The sequence below is a fragment of the Actinoallomurus sp. NBC_01490 genome (assembly GCF_036227085.1).
Classification (GTDB): domain Bacteria; phylum Actinomycetota; class Actinomycetes; order Streptosporangiales; family Streptosporangiaceae; genus Actinoallomurus; species Actinoallomurus oryzae.
This window is the reverse complement of record NZ_CP109433.1, coordinates 6343643-6367078: the sequence shown is the minus strand read 5'-3', so window position 1 is coordinate 6367078 and position 23436 is coordinate 6343643. Positions and strand designations below refer to the sequence as shown.

Annotated in this window: 23 protein-coding genes; 12 read left to right on the top strand and 11 right to left on the bottom strand. The window is 73.4% G+C overall.

What is annotated here, in order from left to right:
• Nucleotides 1-18 precede the first annotated feature (18 nt).
• From OG417_RS29775 to OG417_RS29765, 3 genes are all read left to right on the top strand, one after another.
• The gene (locus tag OG417_RS29775; RefSeq protein WP_329235479.1) at nt 19-996 is read left to right on the top strand and encodes an EamA family transporter; all 978 of its coding nucleotides are present in this window, start codon (nt 19-21) and stop codon (nt 994-996) included.
• Between the two features lie 200 nt (nt 997-1196).
• The gene (locus OG417_RS29770) at nt 1197-2801 is read left to right on the top strand and encodes an FAD-dependent oxidoreductase (protein ID WP_329235476.1); all 1605 of its coding nucleotides are present in this window, start codon (nt 1197-1199) and stop codon (nt 2799-2801) included.
• Between the two features lie 34 nt (nt 2802-2835).
• Entirely contained in the window at nt 2836-4164 is a 1329-nt protein-coding gene (locus OG417_RS29765; protein ID WP_329235472.1) for a cytochrome P450, read from the top strand.
• A 37-nt stretch (nt 4165-4201) separates the two neighbouring features.
• Here the strand turns inward: OG417_RS29765 and OG417_RS29760 are convergent, their stop codons facing one another.
• On the bottom strand, nt 4202-4963 hold the full coding sequence (locus tag OG417_RS29760; protein WP_329235469.1) for a hypothetical protein: 762 nt from the start codon (nt 4961-4963) through the stop codon (nt 4202-4204).
• A 56-nt stretch (nt 4964-5019) separates the two neighbouring features.
• The gene (locus OG417_RS29755) at nt 5020-5733 is read right to left on the bottom strand and encodes an ABC transporter ATP-binding protein (RefSeq protein WP_329235466.1); all 714 of its coding nucleotides are present in this window, start codon (nt 5731-5733) and stop codon (nt 5020-5022) included.
• Between the two features lie 161 nt (nt 5734-5894).
• On the opposite strand from OG417_RS29755, the gene OG417_RS29750 reads away from it, so the two are divergent.
• The gene (locus tag OG417_RS29750; RefSeq protein ID WP_329235463.1) at nt 5895-7049 is read left to right on the top strand and encodes a sensor histidine kinase; all 1155 of its coding nucleotides are present in this window, start codon (nt 5895-5897) and stop codon (nt 7047-7049) included.
• Entirely contained in the window at nt 7046-7690 is a 645-nt protein-coding gene (locus OG417_RS29745; protein WP_329235460.1) for a response regulator transcription factor, read from the top strand. Before OG417_RS29750 ends, OG417_RS29745 begins: the two co-directional genes overlap by 4 nt.
• A gap of 27 nt (nt 7691-7717) precedes the next feature.
• On the opposite strand, the gene OG417_RS29740 is transcribed toward OG417_RS29745, so the two are convergent.
• Nucleotides 7718-8320 (bottom strand): TetR/AcrR family transcriptional regulator, encoded by a 603-nt coding sequence (locus OG417_RS29740; RefSeq protein ID WP_329235457.1) that lies wholly within the window; start codon nt 8318-8320, stop codon nt 7718-7720.
• Between the two features lie 90 nt (nt 8321-8410).
• On the opposite strand from OG417_RS29740, the gene OG417_RS29735 reads away from it, so the two are divergent.
• Nucleotides 8411-10051 (top strand): FAD-dependent monooxygenase, encoded by a 1641-nt coding sequence (locus OG417_RS29735; protein ID WP_329235455.1) that lies wholly within the window; start codon nt 8411-8413, stop codon nt 10049-10051.
• 92 nt (nt 10052-10143) lie between these two features.
• Entirely contained in the window at nt 10144-10848 is a 705-nt protein-coding gene (locus tag OG417_RS29730; RefSeq protein WP_329235452.1) for a DedA family protein, read from the top strand.
• Here the strand turns inward: OG417_RS29730 and OG417_RS29725 are convergent, their stop codons facing one another.
• Both OG417_RS29725 and OG417_RS29720 read right to left on the bottom strand, forming a co-directional pair.
• A complete protein-coding gene (locus OG417_RS29725) occupies nt 10849-11349 on the bottom strand; it encodes a universal stress protein (protein ID WP_329235450.1) in 501 nt (166 codons plus the stop codon).
• Between the two features lie 3 nt (nt 11350-11352).
• Entirely contained in the window at nt 11353-12576 is a 1224-nt protein-coding gene (locus OG417_RS29720; protein WP_329235447.1) for an SLC13 family permease, read from the bottom strand.
• A 144-nt stretch (nt 12577-12720) separates the two neighbouring features.
• Between OG417_RS29720 and OG417_RS29715 the strand changes: the two genes are divergently transcribed.
• Nucleotides 12721-13488 (top strand): SDR family NAD(P)-dependent oxidoreductase, encoded by a 768-nt coding sequence (locus OG417_RS29715; RefSeq protein ID WP_329235443.1) that lies wholly within the window; start codon nt 12721-12723, stop codon nt 13486-13488.
• A gap of 138 nt (nt 13489-13626) precedes the next feature.
• Here the strand turns inward: OG417_RS29715 and OG417_RS29710 are convergent, their stop codons facing one another.
• From OG417_RS29710 to OG417_RS29700, 3 genes are read right to left on the bottom strand one after another with little or no spacing between them, the layout of a single operon-like run.
• Nucleotides 13627-14877, bottom strand: coding sequence for an alpha/beta hydrolase (locus OG417_RS29710; protein WP_329235439.1), 1251 nt, complete (start codon nt 14875-14877; stop codon nt 13627-13629).
• A 23-nt stretch (nt 14878-14900) separates the two neighbouring features.
• Complete coding sequence (locus OG417_RS29705) at nt 14901-15764, bottom strand: ABC transporter permease subunit (protein ID WP_329235435.1); 864 nt, start codon at nt 15762-15764, stop codon at nt 14901-14903.
• Nucleotides 15761-16672 carry an ABC transporter ATP-binding protein gene (locus tag OG417_RS29700; RefSeq protein ID WP_329235432.1) on the bottom strand — a complete coding sequence of 304 codons (912 nt, stop codon included), beginning with the start codon at nt 16670-16672 and terminating at the stop codon, nt 15761-15763. The genes OG417_RS29705 and OG417_RS29700 overlap by 4 nt, the downstream gene beginning before the upstream one ends.
• Before the next feature lie 156 nt (nt 16673-16828).
• Between OG417_RS29700 and OG417_RS29695 the strand changes: the two genes are divergently transcribed.
• Nucleotides 16829-18034: a sensor histidine kinase gene (locus OG417_RS29695; RefSeq protein ID WP_329262718.1), complete on the top strand. Its 1206-nt coding sequence runs from the start codon at nt 16829-16831 to the stop codon at nt 18032-18034.
• The gene (locus OG417_RS29690; protein WP_329235429.1) at nt 18031-18684 is read left to right on the top strand and encodes a response regulator transcription factor; all 654 of its coding nucleotides are present in this window, start codon (nt 18031-18033) and stop codon (nt 18682-18684) included. The genes OG417_RS29695 and OG417_RS29690 overlap by 4 nt, the downstream gene beginning before the upstream one ends.
• Nucleotides 18685-18777: 93 nt before the next feature.
• On the opposite strand, the gene OG417_RS29685 is transcribed toward OG417_RS29690, so the two are convergent.
• The gene (locus OG417_RS29685) at nt 18778-19737 is read right to left on the bottom strand and encodes a helix-turn-helix transcriptional regulator (protein ID WP_329235426.1); all 960 of its coding nucleotides are present in this window, start codon (nt 19735-19737) and stop codon (nt 18778-18780) included.
• Nucleotides 19738-19832: 95 nt separating this feature from the next.
• Between OG417_RS29685 and OG417_RS29680 the strand changes: the two genes are divergently transcribed.
• Entirely contained in the window at nt 19833-20570 is a 738-nt protein-coding gene (locus OG417_RS29680) for an alpha/beta fold hydrolase (protein WP_329235422.1), read from the top strand.
• On the opposite strand, the gene OG417_RS29675 is transcribed toward OG417_RS29680, so the two are convergent.
• Nucleotides 20559-21071 (bottom strand): SRPBCC domain-containing protein, encoded by a 513-nt coding sequence (locus OG417_RS29675; protein ID WP_329235419.1) that lies wholly within the window; start codon nt 21069-21071, stop codon nt 20559-20561. The genes OG417_RS29680 and OG417_RS29675 overlap by 12 nt on opposite strands.
• Before the next feature lie 89 nt (nt 21072-21160).
• Between OG417_RS29675 and OG417_RS29670 the strand changes: the two genes are divergently transcribed.
• The gene (locus OG417_RS29670) at nt 21161-21832 is read left to right on the top strand and encodes a class I SAM-dependent methyltransferase (protein ID WP_329235416.1); all 672 of its coding nucleotides are present in this window, start codon (nt 21161-21163) and stop codon (nt 21830-21832) included.
• Between the two features lie 76 nt (nt 21833-21908).
• Here OG417_RS29670 and OG417_RS29665 read toward each other — a convergent pair whose 3' ends face one another.
• Nucleotides 21909-23234: a lectin-like domain-containing protein gene (locus OG417_RS29665; RefSeq protein ID WP_329235413.1), complete on the bottom strand. Its 1326-nt coding sequence runs from the start codon at nt 23232-23234 to the stop codon at nt 21909-21911.
• Between the last annotated feature and the right edge of the window lie 202 nt (nt 23235-23436).

Sequence of the window (23436 nt, the reverse complement as noted above, 5' to 3'; positions counted from 1 at the left end):
ACAGGTGAGGGGGGCTCCGTGGACGCCGCTCGGGTGAAGGCATGGGGACTGGGATTCGGGGTGTTCTCCTCGGTCTGCTTCGGCACCTCCGGTGCGTTCGGCAAGGCGCTGATCGAAGCCGGCATGTCGCCGTTGCAGGCGTCGTGGATCCGGGTGGCCGGCGCGACGCTGCTGCTGGTGCCGGTGATGCTGGCGGCGCGCCGCCGGGCGGCCGGCGCCGCGGTGCGCGGTCACTGGCGGCTCCTGCTGCTGTACGGCGTCATGGGCGTGGCGGGGTGCCAGTCCTTCTACTTCGTCGCGGCGTCGCGGCTGCCGGTCGGGGTGGCGATCCTGCTGGAGTTCACCGGTCCGGTGCTGGTGGTCGGCTGGACCCGGTTCGTGCTGCGGGCGCCGCTGCCGCGTTCGGCGGCGGTCGGGGTCGGCATCGCGCTGGTCGGGCTGGCCTGTGTGGTGGAGGTGTGGTCGGGGCTGCGGCTGGACCTGGTCGGCGTGCTCGCCGGGCTGGGTGCGGCGGCGTGCCAGGCCGCCTTCTTCCTGGCCGCCGAACGGGCCGGCGGGCGGATCGACCCGCTCGTCATGACCGCCACCGGCTTCGCCGTCGGCACGGTCGCCCTGGCCGCCTGCGCCCCGCCGTGGACCGTGCCCTGGCACGAACTCGGCGTGGACGTCGCGCTCGGCGGCCGCACCGCGCCCGGCTGGCTCCTGCTCACGCTGCTGGTGCTGATCAGCACCGTCACCGCGTACGTCACCAGCGTCGCCGCCGTGCACCGGCTGTCGGCGCCGGTCGCGGGCGCCGTGGGGTACGTCGAGGCGGTCGCGGCGGCGGTGTTCGCCTGGGTGATGCTGGGCGAGCGCCTGTCTCCGGTCCAGCTCGCAGGCGGTCTGATCGTGCTGGCCGGCGCGTTCGTCGCCCAGCGGTCGGTGGCCGCCCGCGAGCAGGTGATCGGGGAACTGCCCGTCATGGAGACCGTCGGCGTCACGCGCTCTCACGGATGAACGCGCGGGCGCCGGCGGCGGACACCGGTGACACCATGACGCCGCCGGCCGGAGCGGAAGATCGGCCGAGGCGCCCGCGCCGTCAAGGAGACCCCCGCCGGATGAGCCGCCCCGCGGGGAAACTACCGGCCGCCGAACCCGGGTAGATCCCCGATACGGGGGACGGGCGGTGCGGGCACGCCCGGAAAGGGGGGACCCGGGTGAGAGTCGTCGTCGACCTGACACGGTGCCAGGGGTACGGGCAGTGCGTCTTCATGGCCCCGCGGGTCTTTTCGATGAACGGCCGCGAGGCGCTCGCCTACGACCCCGCCCCCTCCGAGGACCAGCGCGAGAACGTGCTGCGGGCCGCGGCGGCCTGTCCCGTGCAGGCGCTGCACGTCGAGCGGGCCGCCCCGCCGGGCCCCGGGCCCGAGCCCGGGCCGTACACCGCGGACGGCGACCGGTTCCGCCGCGACGGGCGCGTCGTCATCGTCGGGTCCTCACTGGCCGGCACCCGCGCCGCGGCCGTGCTGCGCGCCGAGGGCTTCGCCGGTTCGCTGACGCTGGTCGGGGACGAAACCGGCGAGCCGTACGACCGGCCGCCGCTGTCCAAGCAGGTCCTCAGCGGCCGGGTGCCCGCCCGCGCCACGGCGTTGCCCCGGCTCCCCGACCTGGACGCCGAGTGGCTGCGCGGCGTGCCCGCCACCGGGCTGGACCTCGACCGCCGCCGCGTGATCCTCGCCGACGGCCGCGACCTGCCGTTCGACCGCCTGCTGATCGCCACCGGCACCCGGGCGCGGCCGTGGCCGGACCCGGCGGAGGCGGCCCTGGAGGGGGTCCGCACGCTGCGGACGGCCGAGGACGCCACCGGGCTGCGGCAGCGCCTGGCCTCCGGCGACGGCCGCGTGCTGGTCATCGGCGGCGGGTTCACCGGGTCGGAGATCGCCTCGGTCTGCCGCGAGCTGGGCCGGCCGGTGACCGTCGCCGAACGCGGACCGGCGCCGCTCGTCGGCGCCGTCGGCGGTGTGGTCGGCGGGATCGCCGCCGACCTGCAGCGCGCGCACGGCGTCGACCTGCGCTGCGAGGTCGGCGTCACGGCGCTGGAGGGCGAGAACGGCCGGCTGCGCCGCGCCCGCCTGTCCGACGGTGACGTGCTGGAGGTGGACCTGGCGGTCGCCGCGCTCGGCGCGGTCCGCAACGTCGAGTGGCTGGAGGGCTCCGGGCTGGCCGCCGGGCCCTGGGGCGTGGCCTGCGACGCGGGCTGCCGCGTGTTCGACATCAACGGCCTGGTCACCGACGACGTCTTCGCCGCCGGCGACGTCGCCCGCCTGCCACATCCGGTGTACGAGTACCAGTTCCTGGCGCTCGAGCACTGGGGGAGCGCGGTCGCCCAGGCCGAGGTGGCCGCGCACAACATGCTCAGTGGCCAGACGCGCCGCTGGCCGCACCTGGCGCTGCCGGTGTTCTGGTCCACCCAGTTCGGCGTCGAGATCAAGTCCGTGGGAGTGCCGACCTTCGCGGACGAGGTGATCATCACGCAGGGGTCGGCCAAGGAGTTCCGTTTCGTCGCCGTGTACGGCTACCGGGGGCGGATCACCGCCGCGGTCACCTTCGACCAGGGGATGTGGCTGGAGTTCTACCAGGGGCTGATCGAGCAGGCCGCGCCGTTCCCGCCCCGGTTCCGCACCGTCGACCCGGCCGGTGCGGCGAGCCCGGTCCCGGCGCAGGTGCCCGACCGGGTGACGGCCAGCCACGGCGCGACCGTCGTGGTGACCGGCCACGACCCGGCCGAACGCCGGGCCTGGCTGGTCCACCGATCCCGGTGACCGCCGCCGCGCGTCGCCGGAGGAAGGGGGAGACATGACAGAGAGCCAGGTGTTCGGCCGGATCCTCGACCGTGCCGGGCGCGCCGACCCGTACCCGCTGTACGCCGAGTTGCGCAAGACCCCGGTGGCGGCGCTGGAGGACGGCAGCTACGTCGTCAGCACCTACCGCGAGATCGTCGCGCTCCTGCACGACCCGCGGGTCAGCTCCGACCGCCGCAACCTCGCCGAGCACTTCGCCGACCGCGAACCCGTACCGCCCGGCCGCGAACCCCCCTTCATCGTCGTCGACCCGCCCGAGCACGACCGGCTGCGCGGCCTGGCGATGCGGCACTTCGGCCCGCCCGGCTCACCGGACCTGGTCAAGGGGCTGCGGCCGGAGCTGACCGCGATCGTCACCGAACTGATCGACGCGATCGCCGGCGACCGGCGCGCCGACATCGTCGAGGCGGTCGCCTACCCGTTCCCGGTGACGGTGATCTGCCGGCTGCTCGGCGTGCCGCGCGAGGACGAGCCACGGTTCCACGCGTGGTCGACCGAGATCGTCGAGACCGTCGGCCCTGGTGAGCGCCACATCCCGCCGGAAGCGAACCCGACGCGGCGAGTGAGGGGCGGTGAGCGACCGGGAAAGCCTGCGGAGGCCGCCTCGGAGGAAGTCGGGAGTGGTGACCGACACGCCAAGCCCGAACGCGTGCGCCGCCGTGAGCGCGCCGCCGAGGCCCTGGCGGACTACGTGCGCGGGCTGGCGGACGCGCGCCGCCGCGCCCCCGGCCGGGACCTGCTGTCGGGACTGCTCACCGACGACGGCCCGGACGGCGGCATGTCGATGGAGGAGGTGGTCAGCACGGTGACGCTGCTGCTGGTCGCCGGGCACGAGACGACCGTCAACCTCATCGCGAACGGGATGCTCACCCTGCTGCGCCACCCGGAGGTGCTCGAGCGGATGCGGCGCGAGCCGGACCTGGTCGTCGGCGTCGTGGAGGAACTGCTCCGCTACGAGCCGCCCGTGCACTTCCCCGCGACACGCGTGGCGCTCGACGACATCACGATCGGCGACACCACGATCCCGCGCGGCGCGCCGATCGTGCTCGCCCTCGCCGCGGGCAACCGTGACCCGGACCACGTACGTGCCCCGGAGCGCTTCGATCCGTGCCGCGAGACCAACGAGCACCTGGGGTTCGGCGGCGGCGTCCACTACTGCTTCGGCGCGCCGCTGGCCCGGCTGGAGGCCCAGACCGCGCTGGGGGAGCTGACCAGGCGGCTGCGCGACCCGCGGCTGGTCGCCGACCCGCCGCCGTACCGGCCGAGTTCGGCGCTGCGCGGCCCCCGGCGGCTGCTGGTGGACTACGACGGCGTCGATCCCTGAGCGCGGACTCCGGCGTACGGGACCACGGGCCGGCCGGTCAGTTCACCTCCTTGCGGATCGCGCGTACGAACCCGGCCGTCATCGGCGCGACGATCCAGAAGGTGATCGACACGGCCAGCCGGCCGGCCTCGGTTCCGGACATGTCGCCCTGAGCCAGGGGACCGACGGTGGTGTTCAGGTCGAACCAGCGGACCAGCACCTCGCCGGTGGCGCCGAGGTGACCGACGAAGGTTCCCAGGGCGGGCGCCGACAGGTACACGACGATGGAGGCCGGGGCGTTCAGCAGGAGCATGCCGACGGCCAGGCCCATCGCGACCAGCAGAACGTTCGTCGCGGTCCAGCCCAGCACGGCGAGCGGCCCGAAGTTCCAGTCGGCCGGGACCCGCTCGACCCGGGCGCTGATCACCGTCACCGGCACCGTCACCAGCAGCGCGAACAGCGAGGCGGCCACGGCGGTGACCAACGGCGGCAGGCACTTGGCCGCCAGCACCCGGTGGCGCCGGGGTTCGAGCGCGAAGGTCGTCATGGCGGTGCGGTGGCTCCACTCGCCGGTCACCGTGAGGATGCCGAGTACCGGCAGCAGCGTCCCGAACCCGACCCCGGCGGTGCCGGTCAGCGTCCGCGGGTGCGGACCGGCCACGACGCCGCGGGCGGCGATGAGCGCGACGGTGAGGCCCGCCAGGACCAGAGTCATGATCTTGGCGCTGCGCGTGTCGAAGAGCTTGCGCGTCTCGACCCGCAGCAGCCGGTGGAAGGGAGGGCGCGCCGGGGCGGCGCGCGGGTCGGTGATGCCGGTCATATTCGTCGGTGGGCGTGACCCCAGGGGCGTGTCATCGATTCCCTCGCCGCGCGCGGTCATGAGGCACTCCGATCGGCGTTCGCGGTGAGTTCGAGGAAGGTCTCCTCGAGGCCGCGGCCCCGGCCCAGCTCGGTGACGGTGCCCTGCGCCAGGATCCGGCCGCCTCCGATCAGCACGACCCGGTCGGCGACCTGCTCGATCTCATGCAGAAGGTGTGAGCTGAGCAGCACCGAGCATCCGGAGTCCGCGAGCCCGCGCAGCAGCACGCGCATCCAGTGGATGCCCTGGGGATCGAGGCCGTTGGCGGGCTCGTCGAGGATGAGGACCTCGGGCCGGCCGAGGAGCGCATGGCCGATGCCGAGGCGTTGCCGCATCCCCAGCGAGTAGCCGCCGACGGGCCGGCCGGCCTCCCGGCCGCTCAGCCCGACCAGGTCGAGGACCTCGCCGACCCGTGCCCTCGGCAGGCCGATCGTCATCGCGCCGAGCGTGAGGACCTCGCGCCCGGTGCGCCCCGGATGCAGGGCACCGGCGTCCAGCAGCGTGCCGACGCGCGCTCCGGGGGCGTCCAGGTCCGCGTACGCCCGGCCGAGCACGGTGGCCGAGCCGGAGGTGGGGCGGGCGAGGCCGACCAGGATGCGCAGGGCCGTCGACTTCCCGGCGCCGTTGGGCCCGAGGAACCCCGTGACGCATCCGGGGCCGACGGTGAAGGACACGTCGTCGAGCGCCCGCACACCCCGGTAGGTCTTGCTGACGTGGTTGAATTCGATCACGCGTTCAGTCCACCGGAGCCGCCCCGGCCGATCATCGGACCCGGGTCGAGCGCGGCCGGGCGTGGGTCGGGCCTCACCGCTCACCCGCGTAGACCTTCGTCGACCCGGGATCGACCCGGGTCGCTAACGGCCCCGGCGCGGGCGTCTCTAGGCTGCGGCCTGTGGAGGACCACCCGCGGAACCAGCCGCCCCTCGACCGTGCGGGCGTCGCGCTGCGCTACCTGTGCGCCGCCGTTCCCATGGTGTTCTACGCCTCCACCTGGGCCGCGGCCCTGTCCCGCGGCCACCACCGGCTCGTCCCGGCGCTGGCCGACCTGGCGCTGGGCCTGACCGGGCTGGTCCTGATGCGCTGGCGACGACGCCGGCCCTGGCCCATCGCGCTGGCGACCGCCCTTCTCACCGGCTATTCCGACCTCGCGACCGGCCCGGCGCAGGTGGCGTACGTGTCCTTGAGCACACGCCGGCGCTGGCGCGAGATCATCCCGATCGCGGCCGTGTCCTGGCTGTGCCTGGTGGCGCGTTCGGTGCGCTTCGGCATCGGCCAGGCGACCGTCGTCTCCCTGGCGACCGGCACCCTCATCCTCGGCGGGCTCACCGTCTTCGGCCTCTACCTGCGTGGACGCCGCGACCTGGCGGCCTCGCGCCGCGAGGCGGAGCTGACCGCCGAGCGCGAGCAGCTGTCCCGGATCGAGCAGGCGAAACTGGCGGAGCGCGCCAAGATCGCCCAGGAGATGCACGACATCCTCGCGCACCGGCTCTCGCTGCTGTCGATGCTCGCCGGCGGCCTGGCGTACCGTACCGACCTCGACGCCGAGGAGATCCGCTCGGCCGCGCAGGCGATCCAGGAGAACGCGCACCGGTCGCTGAACGAGCTGCGCACCGTGCTGGGAACGCTCCGCTCCGACGGTGCCGTCGCGGCTCCGCAGCCGACCCTGGCCCATGTGGGCGCCCTGTTCGAGGAGGTGCGCGCCGCCGGCCAGCGGGTCGAGGTGGCCGACACCATCGCCGACCGGGACCTGCTCCCCGAACAGACCGGCCGGCACGCCTACCGGATCCTCCAGGAGGCCCTCACCAACGCGCGCAAACACGCGCCGGACAGCCGGGTGACCGCCGAACTCGGCGGGCGGCCGGGCGAGGGCCTGCGCATCCGGGTCAGCAACCCGGCGTCCGGTGCCTCGCCCGGACCCGGCGGGCGGCTGGGGCTGGTCGGCCTGGCCGAGCGGACCCGCATGGCCGGAGGTACCCTCAGCCACGTCCTCCGGGACGGACGCTTCGTCCTCGACGCCCGCCTGCCCTGGGAGATCCCGAGCTCGTGAACCGACTGGTGATCGTGGATGACGACCCGATGGTCCGCACCGGGCTGCGCCTCATCCTGGGCGGCGAGCCCGACCTGGCCATCGTCGGTGAGGCCGGCGACGGCCGCGAAGCCCTGCGGGTGGTCGACGAGCTGGGGCCCGACGTCGTCCTGATGGACATCCGGATGCCCGTCCAGGACGGCCTGGTCACCACCGAGCGCCTGCTGGCGCGCCCGGATCCGCCCCGGATCCTCGTGCTCACCACCTTCGACGCCGACGACATGGTGCTGCGGGCCCTGCGGCTCGGCGCCGCGGGGTTCCTGCTGAAGGACACACCGCCGGCCAAGATGATCGAGGCGGTCCGCACCGTGGTCAACGGCGAGCCGGTGCTCTCACCGAGCGTGACCCGCCAGCTGATCGCCGCCGCCACCCGGCAGGACCTCCCGCGCACCCAGGCTCAACGCGAGCTGGACAGGCTCACCGAACGCGAGCGCGAGGTCGCCGTCGAGGTGGCCCGCGGCAGATCCAACGCCGAGATCGCCGAGCAGCTGTACATGAGCGTCGCCACCGTGAAGGCCAACATCACCCGGATCTTCACCAAACTCGGCACCGACAACCGTGTCCACGTCGCCATGAAGGTCCGCGACGCCGGCCTCCTGTGACCCGCCGGGTCAGGGTGTTCCTGCCCGTCAGCTCGGCGCCGCGCCGCTGAGGACGAGGTCGATGATCTGGCGGCTGGTCCGTTCGGGGTCGAGCCGGTCGGTGCCGCCCGCTGCCATCCGGGCGAGCAGGGGCGCGACGAGAAGCTCCGAGACCAGGTCGGGGTCGACGTCCGGGCGGATCTCTCCTCGTTCCACGCCGCGCCGCAGGACACGGTTCATCGCCTCCCGGCGGGGGGCGACGATCTCCTCGAAGTAGCGGCGGTGCAGCCGGGGGAAGGTCGTGGCCTCGGCGTTGAGGGCGCGCAGCATGCTGCTGGCCCGTTCGTCGACGACGCGCTCGGCCAGGGCCCGCAGGAGGACGGCCAGATCGTCGCGGGTGTCGGCGCCGGTCGGTGCGGGCCGTGGCCTGTTGATCGTCTCCAGTACGTCGAGGTAGAGCTCGTCCTTGGTCTTCCAGCGCCGGTAGACGCTGTTGCGGGAGACTCCGGCCTGCTTGGCGATGGCCACCAGTGACAGGCCGGTGAGGGTCGCGCCGGCGGTGACCAGGTCGAGGACCGCGTCGATGATGGCCGAGTCGGCGGCGGGGTCGCGCCGCCGTCCGCCGCGACGGGTCGGAAGTTCCGCGTTCACCTCCGTAACGATACAGGGCTGTTTCGTTTGACTCCTGGCGCGAGGTAATAATGGAACAGATCTGTTCCGATTCGTTTGAAGGGACCTCCCATGCCCGACGCCGGTACCACCACGCCGGACGGCGAGATCGCCTCGGTCGCCGCCGATCCGCCGCCCTCGGCGCGCGTTCCCGTCCTGATCGTGGGCGGCAGCATCGTGGGGGCTTCGGCCGCGCTGTTCCTCGCGGCCCGCGGCATCACCCCCGTCCTGGTCGAGAAGCACACCGCGGTCTCGGCCAGGCCACGCGCCAAGCTGTTCTATCCGCGCACGATGGAGGCGTACCGCTCGGTCGGCGCCGACCAGGACGTCTACGCCGTCCAGGACCGTCTCCCGCCGGCCGACCACGCCGCGGTGGTCACCTCGCTCGCCGGCCCGGAACTGCGGCGCTGGCCGCTGCCGGCCGCGGAGGACTTCAGCGGCGTCTCGCCCTGCCCCAGCGCCTTCGTCAAACAGGCCGACCTGGAAGAGGTCGTCCGCGCGCACGCCCGCGCCGCAGGTGCCGACCTGCGATTCGGCCACCGCCTTCTCGAACTGCGCCGGCACGAGGACCATGTCCTGGCACGGATACGCGGCGCCGACGGCGGCGCGTACACCGTGGCGGCCGAGTATCTGCTGGCCGCGGACGGAAACGGCAGCGCCGTCCGCGAGGGCCTGGGCATCGGCCGCGGCGGCACCGAGGTGGTCGCGCACGTCATGGAGATCGGCTTCGAGGCCGACCTGCGCCCGGTGCTCGAGGGCCGCCGGCTCGCCCTGGCCTTCACCGGCCCGCCCGAGCAGGCGTTCCTGTCCTGGACCACCGCGCAGGACCGCGGGACGGTGTCGGTGACCTACGATCCCGTCCTCACCGACCCGGCGGCGTTCGATGCCCGGCGGTGCCGGGAGATCGTCTCCCGGGCGCTCGGCCTGCCGCCGACGCGTTTCACGCTCACCGAACGCCGCCCCTGGCAGATGGGCGGCTGGGTGGCCGATTCCTACCGAGCCGGCCGCGTTCTCCTGCTCGGCGACGCGGCGCACGTCACGCCGCCGACCGGCGGATTCGGCGCCAACACCGGCATCCAGGACGCCTGGAACCTCACCGCCAAACTGGTCTCGGTCCTGCGCGGCCACGCCGACCCGCGGCTGCTGGAGGACTATGAGCCCGAGCGCCGCACGGTGGGCCACATCACGGTGGAACAGGCGCTGCTGCGCGCCCGCGACCGCGCCCGGGTTCCGATCGAGGACCGCCCGCTGCTCAGTGAGGCGGCGGTGGCCGTCGGCTACCGCTACCCCCTACCGGACGAGGCGGACGGCCTGCCGACGGCCGACGAGCCGGACCGCTGGCGCGGCGAGCCCGGCACCCGGCTGCCGCACCTGCCCCTCATCGGCCAGGACGGCCCGGGCTCCACGCTCGATCTGGTCCGCGACGGCCGGTACCTGCTTCTCGCCGGACCCGAAGGAGGCCCCTGGGTACGAGCCGCACGCCGGCTGGACCCGCGCGGTGCCTTCCTCGACGCGACGTTCCTGCCCGGTGACATCGCCTCGGCGACGGCCCGGACCACCGACGTCTGCGGCATCGGCCGCCAGGGCGCCCTGTTGGTCCGCCCCGACCAAGTGATCGCCTGGCGCGCTCCCCGCGCCGTCCCCGACGCTCTCGCCGCGCTCAGCGCCGCCGTGCGACGGGCGCTGGGAGCCGGCCGTCCGGCGGCGCACTGAGGCGGCCAGAGCCCACACCGGCTTCGTCAAGGTTCCCCCAGCGACCCCGCCCGCCCGCCGGATCCCTGACCTGCCGCCCCTACGATCGAGGTATGACCACCGCCCAGGACAGGGCATCTCAGGCACCGCAGCCCGGCGTACCCTGGGCGGGCCGGCCCCGGCGGGCCGATCTCATCTGCTGGTTCGGCATCGCGGCGAGCGGCCTGTACGCCCTGGCGATCATCCCGGTACGGCCCCTGCTCATCGGCAGCCATCCGGTGCTGCTGGAGCTGCTGACCGGCAGCATGACCTCCATCGTGACCGCCGGCGCGTTCGCCCGCGTCGGGCAGGTGCCGCTGTTCCTGGTCGTCGTCTCCGCCGTCCCGGGGATGATCATGTTCGATCCGTTCTTCTGGTGGGCGGGCCGGCGCTGGGGACGCGGCCTGTTGCTGATCTTCGCGGGCCGCAGCCGCCGCGGCGGCCGGCTGGTCGCCCGCGCCGAAAGGTACGGGCGCCGGCTGGGCTGGCTGGGCGTGGTCTTCGCCTACTACCTGCCCATACCGGCGGCGCTGCTGTTCGTGGTCGCCGGCTGGACCGGGATGCGGCTGATCACCTTCGTGCTGCTCGACGTGGTCGCCGCGCTGCTGTGGATCGGGATGCTCGCCGCACTGGGCTACTACCTGGGCCAGGACGCCGTCGACGTCGCCAGGACCATCTCCCACTACGGGCTGTGGATCTCCATCGCGCTGGTCGCCGGGGTGGTCGTCGTGCAGCGCCTGCGCAGCCGCCGTACCCCGGCCACCGCCGACGCGGACTGATCAGTGCCGGGGCGGGGGTGGCGGCGGCAGGGAGTCCAGGCCGGGCGCCTCCCGTGGCCACACCACCAGCACCGGGCAGGGCGCGTGGTCGACGACGAAACGCGCCGCCGGGCCGAGGCTGCGCGGCCCGAGCCGCTCACGGTCACCGTCGCGCGCGCAGATCAGCAGGTCGGCGTCCTCGGCGGCCCGTACGACCTCGCGCTCGACCCGTCCCCGGCGCCGCAGGACCGCCGCCGGCCGGCCGAGCCGCTCCCCGGCCGCCCGCAGCAGATCCTCCGCCGCCGCCTCCGAAAGCTCCTCCAGCCGGTCGCCGGGGTCGCGTCCCCCGCGTCCGCCGCGGCCCAGCAGCCCGGCGAACGCCGCGTGCGCCGCACCGGCCGCCTCACCACCGCTGACGTGCAGCAGCGTGAACTCCGCGTCGGGCGGGGCGAGCGTGCGGGCCGCGTCGACCGCCGCCTGCCACGTGCCCTCGGTGATCCAAATGATCGTCATCACCGGCATGTGTCATCCTCCGAGCACACTTTGCATCACCCACAGTGCCACCGTCGCCGCCGCCAGCGTGGCGGGCACCGCGATCAGCCCCAGCCGGGTGAAGTCGCCCAGCGCCGGTTCCGCGTCGCGCTCGTGCAGGACCCGCCGCCACAGCAGCGTGGCCAGCGACCCGACGTAGGTGAGGTTGGGGCCGACGTTCACCCCGATCAGCGCCGCGAGCACCGGACCGGGCCCGCCTGAGGCGAGCAGCGGCACCAGCGCCAGCACGGCGGGCAGATTGTTGATCAGATTGGCGAGCAGCGCCGCCACGGCCGTGACCGCCAGCAGCGCGGGCAGGCTCGACCCGTGCGGGAGCACGTGCCGTGCCACGGCACCCAGCCCGTTGTCGGTCACGGCCTTGACCACGACACCGAGCGCCAGCACGAACAGGCAGAACAGCGGGTTCGCCGCCCCCACCAGCTCCCGCACGCTCGTACGCCGCCGCGCCAGCGCCCGCGCCGCCAGCACCAGCACTCCGGCCAGCGCAGCCCAGGCCGGGTTGTGCCCGGCGAGAGAGACCAGCGCGAACCCCGCCAGCGTCAACGCCAGCACGACCAGGGGGAACACCGGCAGGCGCGTGCGCCGCGCCGGCGCGGCGGGCGTGGCCCAGGCCGCCAGGTCGGAGCGGAAGAACCACCGGAACACCGCGTACTCCACCGCGATCGCGGCCAGCCACGGCAAGGCCATCAGCGCCGCGAACCGCGCGAAGGTCAGCCCGGTGGCGGGGAAGGCCAGCAGGTTCGTCAGGTTCGACACCGGCAGCAGCAGCGACGCCGAGTTGGCCAGGTGGGTGCACGCGTACACGTGCGGTCGCGGCCGGGTGCCGGCCCGCGCCGCCGTCGCGAACACCACCGGCGTCAGCAGCACGACCGTCGCGTCCAGGCTGAGCACCGCCGTGACCAGTGCGGCGACGGCGAAGACACCGCCGAGCAGGCGTTCGGGACGCCCCCGGCAGGTGCCCGCCATCAGGTCGCCGGCGGCGGTGAACAGGCCCTCGTCGTCGCACAGCTGCGCCAGCACGAGCACCGCGGCCAGGAAGAGAACGACCGGCAGGAGCTGCCGGACCTGCGTCCACGCCCGCTCGGGCGGCACCGCGCCGATCGCCACGACCAGTGCCGCCGCCGGCACCGCGGCCGCCGCCTCCGGCAACCGCCGCGGCCGCGCGACGGCGAACGCCAGCACCGCCAGCAGCGACACGGCCGAGACGATCCCGGCGACGACGGTGTTCAGTACGGCCTCCCGGAGACGATCCCGACGCCTCGCGGTCGGATTATCTCCGCGATCGCCGCCGCCAAGCGCGCTTCGCCGCCGCGCCGATCCGATCCGATAGCGTTTGCCGCTGTGACGGGGTTCTTGGAGGAGACCTTCGGGCTCGCGGGCCGGGTGGCGGTCGTGACCGGTGGCAGCTCGGGCATCGGCCGGGGCATCGCGACCGCGCTGGCGGGAGCCGGCGCGAGTGTCGTGCTCATCGCCCGCGGCGCGCCGGCGCTGCGCGAGACCGTCGCCGCGCTGGAGGCGGCCGGCGGCCGGGCCGCCCATGTCACCGCCGACCTGGGGGAGCGCGCCGAGGTGGGGCGGGCGGCCGAGGACGCCGCGCAGATCTTCGGCGAGCCCGACATCCTGGTCAACTGCGCCGGCATCAACCTGCGGCCGCCGATGGACGAGCTGGACGCGTCGGTGTGGGACCGGTCGATGGCGGTCAACCTCGACGCCCCGTTCCTGCTCGGCCAGCGGTTCGGGCCGGGCATGGCCGAGCGCGGCCACGGCCGGATCATCAACGTCGCCTCCCAGCAGTCCTTCCGCGCGTTCGGCAACAGCGGCGCCTACGGCGCCACCAAGGGCGGCCTGGTCGCGCTGACCCGTTCGCAGGCCGAGGCGTGGTCGGCGCGCGGCGTGTGCTGCAACGCGCTCGTCCCGGGGTTCGTCGTGACGCCGCTGGTCACCCACATCCCGCCGCAGAGGCACGCCGCGATGGCCGACCGCACGCTGATCGGCCGCAACGGCCGGCCCGACGACTTCGCCGGCGCGGCCGTGTTCCTGGCGAGCGCGGCGTCGGCGTACGTCACCGGCCAGTCGATCTTCGTGGACGGCGGGTTCTCCGCGCACTGAACGCCCGACACGGCTTGGTTCGCCGCCTCCTTGTGCCGCGACCGCGCCATCAGCAGCTCGAAGGCGTCGCGGCTGGTGAAGGACCTCACCGAGGCGGGACCGAGGGTCATCAAACCCGCCGGGGTCGTGGCCGCTTCGTCACCCGTGCTGGAAGGTGACCTCCGGATAGGCGGATGTCGGACGGTCGAGCAGTGTCCGGTGTTCGCCCTTGAGGTGCTGGTCGAAGAAGGCACCGACGTAGGCCCGCGTGATCGTCAGTGCGCGCGAGCCGGGGAGCTCGGAGGGCATGCCGAGCAGCGTCGACAGGATCGGCCCGTCGGTGAAGCTGGAATGGTCGGCACCGGTGACGGTCAGCCAGCGCTTCCAGCCGTCGAGGTTCGGCCAGTCGCGGTCCCAGGTCTTGTCCTTGTCACCGCCCGAACTGTGGATGGAGCTCGTACCGAGGAGCAGGAAGGGCCTGCCGTGCAGTCCGGTGGTGGGGACCGGCGCGTAGAAGGTGCCGTCCAGGTTCACTCCGGCCCGCACCCGGTCGTCGGCGGCCATGGTGACGGGTGCTGCGTCGCCGCTGATGGAGTGCCCGGCCAGGCCGATGTGCCTCGCGTCGATCATGTGGGCGGCAGGCCATGCCGGGTGCCGGCCGGTCAGCCGGTCGAGGACGAAGGTGAGGTCCCTGGCCCTGCTCTCGGCGATGGCCGGCTGGCCGCCCGCGGGAGGCCGGTCGCAGATGACGCAGGCGAGGGTCCGCCCGTCGGGGAAGGTGATGCCGGCGGCCTCGTAGGTGTGGTCGACCACCGCGACGACGTAGCCGCGGCCGGCCAGGTCCTCGGCGAGCCCGGAGAGCAGGGCGCGCGGCAGTGTGAGGCCGGGTGACAACACCACCAGCGGGAAGCGGCCGTGCGCCGGGCGCGCGTCGGTGTGCGCGTAAGTGCGGGTAGCGCTGATCGTCTCGGGGGTGACGGTGGTGGTCGGGGCCTTCCTCTGGAGCAGGAGCCGGGCCTCCTCGGTGGTCATGTACGGTGCGGGTCCGCCGGTCTTGGGCAGGGCCGGGTAGTACATCGACACCATCAACTGCCGTGGGCCGGCCGTCGGTACCCAGGGATCCGGGCGGTTCTCGTCGACGAGGTGCAGGGTCGTGCGGCCGACCGCGTGGGGACCCGTCGGGCGGGGCAGTTCCGCTCGGGCGCCGGGCACGCGCGAGGACGCGACGGCGGACGGCGTGGAGGCGCCCGCGGCCCGGGCCTCCGATGACGAGGGCGCGCAGGCCGCGATCGCCAGGCTGACGCAGGCCGCGGGCAGTGCCGCCATCAGCCGCGACGCGGGCCTCCGGCCGCGCAGGCCGGTCGGAGTACGGCCGACGGGCCGCGACGCATCGGTCAGGTTCGGTTTCATCGGATTCCTTTCGGGACGCCTGGTCATACGTCGCGCCGTCGAACGACGATCGCGGCGAGAGCGGCGGAGACCAGCGGCCACACGGCGAAGACGATCCATGAGCCGGTCGTCGTCGGCAGTGCGGGAGCCGATCTGGGATGCCGCTGCGACAGGCAGTTGACCCAGTCGTAGAAGGGGAACCAGGCGTAGACGTCGTTGGCCCACTGGTGGACGGTGGGCTTGAAGAAACCGGGCGCGATCACAAGGACGGCGCAGCAGGTGGCGACGGTGCCGGCGGTGTGCCGGAGCAGCGCGCCGACGCCCATGCCGACCAGCGCGGACAGGGGCGCGAGCAGCCCGTTGGCGACCAGCACGTGCGGCACGCCGGAGGCGCCCGGAGACAGGGCGACACCGCGCCCGGACAGGATGGCCTGGCTCACCGCGAACGTGCTGAGCGACAGCGCGGCGCCGAGCACGAGCATGACGGCCGCCATGACGGTCGCCTTGGCCGCCACCACGCGCCCGCGGGCCGGAACGGCGGTCAGGGTGGTGCGGATCAGGCCGGTGGAGTACTCGCCGACGATCGTCAGCGCCCCCATGACGCCGGCGCCGATCATGATCAGAGTCGCCGTCACGCCACTGAACGCCGTGGTCAACGGGTCGAAGTGGGCCTTCTCCATCGGGCGGAAGGTCGGCCAGGAGTTGTAGGCGTCCAGGCTCTTCTGCAGGGTGCCTCCGAGGACGAGCAGCAGGCCGAGCCCGAGCACCCAGCGGGTCGAGCGCAGCGACCAGAATTTGATCCACTCGGCGGCCAGCAGGTCACGGAACCGGACGCCGGGATCCGCGACCGGATGACGCCGGGCGCCCGAAGCCGGTGCGACCGCCCGGGGCGAGGCCGGGGCGGTCACCGGCGGTCTCCCGCGCGGTACTCGGCCTGGTCGGCGGTGAGTTCCATGAAGGCCTCCTCCAGTGACGCGGAGCGCGTCGTGAGTTCGTGCAGCGGGATCCGGTGCTCGAGGGCCAGGTCACCGACACGGGCGGCCGGCAGCCCCGTCACCGTCAGCGCCTCGTGGCCGTCCGCCGCCGCGACCGCACCGGCGGCGGTCAGCGCGGCCGCCAGCCGGGCGGGCTCCGGTGTGCGCACCGTGACCCGGGCGCGGGTGCCGCGCGCCGCGAACTCGGCGACCGTCTCCTCCGCGATGAGCGAGCCCCGGCCGACGACCACCAGCCGATCGGCGGTGTTCTGCATCTCGCTCATCAGATGGCTGGAGACCAGCACCGTACGGCCCTCGGCGGCGAGCCGCCGGAACAGGTCCCGCATCCATCGCACGCCCTCGGGATCGAGACCGTTGACCGGCTCGTCGAACATCAGCACCGGTGGATCCCCCAACAGCGCGGACGCGATGCCCAGCCGCTGCCGCATGCCCAGGGAGAACCCGCCGACGCGGCGCCGCGCCGCGCCCGCCAGCCCCACCTCCTCCAGGACCTGCCGCACCCTGCGGCGGGGCAGGCCGTTGCCGCGGGCGAGCGCGGACAGGTGCGCGACCGCGTTGCGCCCGGGGTGGACGTCGTCGGCGTCCAGCAGCGCGCCGACGTGACGCAGTCCGGCGCGCCGCTCGCTGAACGGCCGCCCGTCGATCGTCGCGGTGCCGGCGCTGGGCCGGTTCAGTCCGAGGATCATCCGCATGGTCGTGCTCTTCCCCGCGCCGTTCGGCCCGAGGAACCCGGTGACCTGGCCGGACGGCACCGTGAAGCTCAGGTCGTTCACCGCCAGAACGTGCCCGTAGCGTTTGGTCAATCCGTTGACTTCGATCACCCGGTCCACGCTGCCGGGGGTGGTGGTGATCCCGCATCGGTCCGGCGGCGGGGATTCCGCGCGTGGGATCGGCCGGCGGGCATACGCCCGCGGGCATAGGTCTCGAGGCTGACGCCAGGGCGGTGGCCGGACCCGTACGATCCGCCCGTGCACCAGATGACACCGGACCTTCCGCCCTCGCGACACACGTCGCCCATCGCGCGAACCGTGCTGTCCGCGTGCGCGGTGGCTGGACCGGCCCTCGTGCTGTGCGCCACGATCACTGGCGGCGCCGAGCCCGGCAGCCCCGGGAACGACCTGTCCGCCGGCCTGGTGGCGGTGACGGTGGCGCTGGCCGCGCCGCTCGGCTGGGCACGGCACCGCCCATGGCCGGCCCTGGGGGTGCTGCTGGCCGCGACCGCGGCGACTGCGCCGCTCGGACTGCGGGCCGAGCAGGTCTGGCCGCTGTTCGTCACGACGGACCTGCTGGTCGCGTTCGTCACCGCCACGCGGACACGCCGCCAGGGCCTGACGGCGACCGCCGCCGCGCTCGTCGTCCAAGAGGCGACCTGGCAGGTGGGCCTGGTCGAGGACGGAGGACCGCATCGCCTGCTCGTACCGGGGTTCGTCGCTCTGACGGTGCTGCTCGCCGTGAGCGTCGTGACGGCCTGGCTGACGGGGACCTCGCTGCGTCAGCGGCGCGAGTACGGCGAGACGCTCCGCGCCCACGCGACGGTCCAAGCGGTCACCGCCGAGAGGCTGCGGATCGCCCGTGAGCTGCACGACATGGTCGCCCACAGCATCGGGGTGATCGCCATTCAGGCCGGCGCGGGCAGCCGGGTCATCGACACCGCGCCACAGCAGGCACGGACCTCGCTGCGGGCGATCGAGGCCACCAGCCGGCAGACCCTGCACGGACTGCGACGCATGCTCGACGTCCTCCGCCAAGCCGAACCCGAGACGACGCCCCAGGACGTCACACCGCTCGCGGGACTGGCCGACCTGGACCGGCTGACCGCGACCACGGCGACGGCCGGCGTCACGATGGACGTACGACGCCACGGGGAACGGCGTCCGCTGCCGCCCACCGTCGACCACGCGGCCTTCCGTATCATCCAGGAGTCGGTGACCAACGTGATCCGCCACGCGGGCACCCGCCGGTGCCGGGTGTCGATCGATCACCGTCCCGACGAACTGCGCATCGAGATCACCGACGACGGACACAACGGCACGGGTGACGCCGGATCGGGGTACGGGATCTCCGGCATGCGCGAGCGAGTCGCTCTCCTGAACGGCCGGTTCAGCGCGGGCCCACGCTCCGAAGGCGGCTTTCTGGTCAGCGCGCGGCTGCCCCTGCCCACGGACGCCGGACAGGCGCGATGACGATCCACGTCGTCCTCGCCGACGACCAGGAACTGGTCCGCGCCGGCCTGCGCATGGTCATCGACACCACCCCGGACGTCGAGGTCGTCGGCGAGGCCGCGACCGGAGCCCAAGCCGTCCGGCTGGCCCGGGAACTGCGCCCTGAGGTGGTCGTCATGGATATCCGGATGCCCGGCATGGACGGCATCGAGGCCACCCAGATGATCACCGCGGACTCTCCGGCGACCGGTGTCGTCATCCTCACCACCTACGACACCGACGCCAACGTCTACGCCGCGCTCCGCGCCGGCGCCGGCGGCTTCCTCGTCAAGGACATGGCCCTCGACGACATCCTCACCGCCGTCCACGTGGTGGCCGCCGGCGACGCGCTGATCGCCCCGGGCGTCACCCGCCGCCTCATCGCACAGTTCGCCGGCCGCCCCGAGCCGGCTCCGGTACCGGAACTCGACCGCATCACCGCACGCGAACGCGAAGTCCTCACGCTCGTCGGACGCGGCATGTCCAACGCCGAACTGGCCGCCCACCTTCACATCAGCGCGGGAACCGCCAAGACCCACGTCGCGAACCTGCTCGCCAAGCTCGACGCCCGCGACCGCGTCCAACTCGTCATCCTCGCCTACCAATCAGGACTGGTCGCACCGACCCGGTGACCGGCGGGAACTCCTCTCCCGGTTCAGGGCCGGCGGTCCGCGCGACGACTCTGCCACGGCCGGCCGAGGCGTTCACCGACCACGGCGAGCCGGTCAGCCGGACAGCGGGTCCTGCGCGCCCTCGACCGACCGGAGCAGGTGCTCGCCCAGCTCCCGTACGGCTCCGCGCAGCTCCTGCGGCCGGCGGACCGTGAAGGCCCATCCGAGGCCGGCCAGCATTCTCGCCATGCCGTCCAAGCGTTCGGCGCGGGCGCGCAGCAGCACGCCCTCGGGCACCTCGGTGAGCGTCGCCACCGTCGGCGGCAGCCGCCGCCTGGCCTCCGTCAACGTCGTCCGCAGCACGACCTCGACCTCATGGGCGTACGGCACGGACGCGAGCGAGGCGGTCAGGTGCGCCACGACGTCGAACTCGCCCGGGTCGGGGAAGGTGACCTGAAGCGGCTCAACCGCCGCGATCCGGTCGACGCGGAAGGTGCGGACCTCGCCGTGCCGGTGATCCAGCCCGGAGGCGTACCAGCGGCCGGAGTGGAACACCAGGCCGTAGGCGTCCAGCTCGCGTTCGCTGTCCTCGCCTCGCCAGGAGCGGTACCGCAGCCGCACCCGCCGCCGGTCGCGCGCCGCGGCGGCCAGGACCAGCAGCGCGGAGGCGTCCGGCGACGACGCCTCGCGCGGGGCCAGGGTGAACCCGAGGGTCTCGCGCAGAGCGGCGACGCGGTCCCGCAACGACGCCGGCAGGACGCGATGGATCTTCTCCAGCGCCCCGTCGGTGGCGATCCCGAGGCGGCGCCCGACGAGGAGGCCGAGCACGACCGCCACCGCCTCGTCTTCGCTGAACATCAGCGGCGGCAGCTTGTAACCGGGCAGCAGCCGGTAACCGCCGTACCGGCCGCGCCGCGCCTCCACCGGGATGCCCAGGTCGGCCAGGCGCAGCGCGTAACGCCGTACGGTGCGCTCGTCCACGCCGAGCGCGTCGGCCAGTTCCCGGCCGGTGAGCTCCCGGCGTGCCTGCAGCAGTTCGAGCATCGCCAGCACGCGGGTGGTCGGATGGGACATCGGTTCCTCCCCGGGCGAATTCTGCTCTTTATACCGGACCGACACTGTCCGGATTCGGCTCTAGGTTCGGGTCAGACGAAGAGAAAGGACGCATGATGGCGACATTCGTACTGGTCCCGGGGTTCTGGCTCGGCGGCTGGGTGTGGGAGGCGGTCGGCGCCCGCCTGCGGGCGGCCGGGCACGAGGTGCATCCGGTGACGCTCACCGGACTCGGTGACCGGGCACACCTGGCGACGCCCGAGGTCGGCGTGGAGACCCACACCCTCGACGTGGTCAACACCCTGCGGTACGCGGACCTGCGGGAGGTGATCCTCGTGGGGCACAGCGGCGGCGGGATGCCGGTGGCGCAGGCCGCCGACCGGGTCCCCGAGCGGCTGAGCCGGGTGGTCTACCTGGACTCGGTGCCGCTGCCGGACGGGGTGCGGCAGTTCGACGTCAACCCGCCCGAGGCCCGTGCGGAGATCGAGAAGCGGGTCGCGGCGGAGGGGGAGGGCTGGCGGCTGCCCCCGCCGCCGTTCGCCGAGGTCGCGGAGGACCCGCGCAACCTGGCCGGCCTGGGCCCGGCCGACCTGGCGCTGCTACGCGAACGGAGCGTGCCCCAGCCGTTCGCGACCGCGACCGAGCCGCTGCGGCGGACCCGTCGCACGCCCGTGCCGGAGACGCTGATCGCCTGCGTCTTCGCCGAGGAGCAGGTTAAGCAGATGTTCGCGGACGAGGATCCGATGATGGCCGGCTTCGACGGGGTGCCCCAGGTGGTGCCGTTGCCGACCGGGCACTACCCGATGCTGTCGCGCCCGGACGACACCGCGCGGGCGCTGGCCTCACTCGCCTGACTCGGCACGCTTCTTCAGCGCGGCGTTCATCGCGTCGAAGCGGTCGCAGCTCGCGGCCAGGCTCCCGTGGAACAACGGCACGGCGATCCCGCGGAACGTCTCGGCCTGGGTGAACCGCACCCGCCCCGGGCCGGCCGCCTCGATCGTGAACCGCTGCTCGCCGTCGGCCAGCCCGCCGACCTCGTGATAGTGGCTGAACCAGCGCAGCTCACGGCCCGCCTCGGCCGCCCGTACGGTCGGGCGGACGGTCGAGGTGCCGCCGCTGGAGTGCAGGCGGAGGGTCAGGGTCTCCCCGACGGCGAGGCGGCCGTCCACGTCGGTGATCTCGGGGTTCCAGCGGTCGTAGGAGCGCAGGTCGGTGAGGACCTGCCAGACCCGGGCGGGGGAGGCGGCGATCTCGGTGGACCGTGTCACGGTGTAGGGGTGGGAGCGGCCCCACAGGTAGAAGCCGGCGAGGACGATGGCGGGTGCCAGGATGCCCGCGATCAGCCGGTTGAACATGAACGGGAGCATGCCACAAACGCCGCACACCGCACGTACGGGTAGGAGATCGCCTGGTCGGCGAACCAGAGACCTGGTGGACTGACGCCATGCCGACACTGCCGCCCTGTGTCCTCGGGGCACTTCACCGGTTCAACGCCGCCCACCCCTGGGACCACAACGCCCACTACCACCCGTGGATCCTGCGGCAGTTGCCCCGGCGCTTCGGCAGTGCCCTGGACGTCGGCTCCGGCAGCGGCGACCTGGCCAGGCTCTTGGCCGCACGCGCCGACCGGGTGCTCGGCATCGACTCCGACCCGAAGATCACCGCCCGGGCCCGGGAGCTGACCCCTCCGGCGGCTCCCGTCACCTTCACGACCGCGGACGCGCTGACCGGCGTCCCCGACGGCCCCTACGACGTCATCACCTGCGTCGCCGCGATCCACCACCTGCCGTTCACCGACGCTCTCGCCGTCTTCCGCCGGCACCTGGCGCCCGGGGGCACCCTGGTGGTTCTCGGGCTGTCGCGCCCGACGACTCCCGCCGACCACCTGCTCGCGGCCGCGGCCGTCCCGCTCAACGTCGCCACGGGCTGGCTCAAGAACAAGGGTCGCGCAGCACCTCGTCCGGTTTCGATGACGGCCCTGACCCGACCGGCCGAGATGAGCTTCCCCGACATCGTCCGCGACGCCCGAGCGGCCCTGCCCGGCGCACGACTGCGCCGCCGGCTGTTCTGGCGTTACACGCTCGTCTGGCGTCATCATCGAGCGTCGGCGAGGTGATCACCGACGATCCCGCAAAGCCGTGACCAGGCGCTTTCTCGCAGGCGGTCCCGTCTGCGGGTCGTGGCCGTGGAGGCTAACGGGTGTGTCGGACGTGGTGCACTCGGGTGTCGTCTTGCCGGTTGGTGTCGAGGCCACCGTGATGGTGGTGGCTGCGAAGATGCAGGTCGAGGTTGTTCTTGTTGCCCTGTACGGCCACGGCCTGCGGGTGCCGGTGGGCCCGCGGGACCGTCGCGGATGGCTTCTCCTTCGGCCGCGGCGGCGCCGGAGGTTCGGGAGAAGCCGGAGGTTCGGGAGGAGCCGGTGGCGTGGGTGGGGTGATCGGGGTGAGGCTGGAGACGGTGAGGTTGCGGATCAGGTGCACGTCGGTGAACAGGCCGGTGGAGGCGGCGAAGCCGAACCGGTAGCCGGCCGGAACCGGCTGGGGTGCGGCGAAGTCCAGGACGCGTTGGAAGCCCTGGCCGTCTTGGAAGTCGATGTCGATGCTGACCTGGGGGTCCGGTGCGGGGGTGATGCGGATCCGCACGGTGCGCCTGCTGGGCTCGAGCAGGGCCTGGGCTTGTTCGGGCGTGGCGTCGGGCGGAATCGATGTCAGGGTGCCCTGGAGCTGTCCGGGCAGTGTGGAGGGCCACGGACCCGTGGTGGTGAAGTTCGAGGTCGTCGCGGTCACGAAGCAGTAACCGACGGTGCCGTTGCCGGGGCCGCGCACGGTCACCATGTTCGGGCCCGGAGCCGGGATCCGGAAGACCGTGCCCGCGGGTGAGCGCTGTTCGCACCCGTTCCCGCGGTGTTCCCAGTCGCCGAAGTAGTTGCCCAGGACGTCCAGGCCGACCCCGAGATAGCCGTGGTCGACGCCGGGCAGGAACGGGTTGGCCGGATCGTCGTCGGGGAGTTTTTGCGCGTACCCGAGGCTGCCCCCGAACGCTCCGGGCGTGGTGAGCTCCTGTTCGCCGTCGGTGAGGAAGAAGGAGATCCCATCGGCCGGCGAGAACTCGGGGGTGGTCGTACCGTACTGCCACTGCTCGAACGTGACCTCCAGGCCGTTGCTCGAGGGGATCGGCGAGTCGAACAGCGCGGCCGCGACCTGGTCGTTACTCGCATCGGTCAACTGCAGGTACCCGAACGGCGAGGCCGACCCGGGCGGCACCGGCCCCACCGGCGTGGACGTGCAGCCGCCCAGTGGGTGCTCGCCCGCCGGCGGAGCCGCCCCACGCGGAGCACCGGTCAGGCAGGCGGCCCCGAAGGCGCGGAACCGCGGATCCGCGGTCGCGAGCCGGAACGTCTCATTCACCAGGCTGGTTCCCTGCCGCTTCGCGGCGGCATCACCGCCCGGCCCGCCGGCCAGCACCGCGGCGCCGGCCATCATCACGCCCGCCACCGCACGGGCATACCGATGAACCACAGCTGCCTCCGAGAATCACCCACGGCGGCTCACGACTCGCCGCTCATGTCGCGCGGTCACCTGGGGAGCCGCCGACAGCCATCCTTGGTCACCGTCCGTAACAGTGGGACATGCGGATCGTCATTCCTGAGTCCAGGCCAGAGCCGATCACACCGCAAACCGAGCCAATCCCCGCAGCCCGATCGGACCCGCCCCGCGCTCT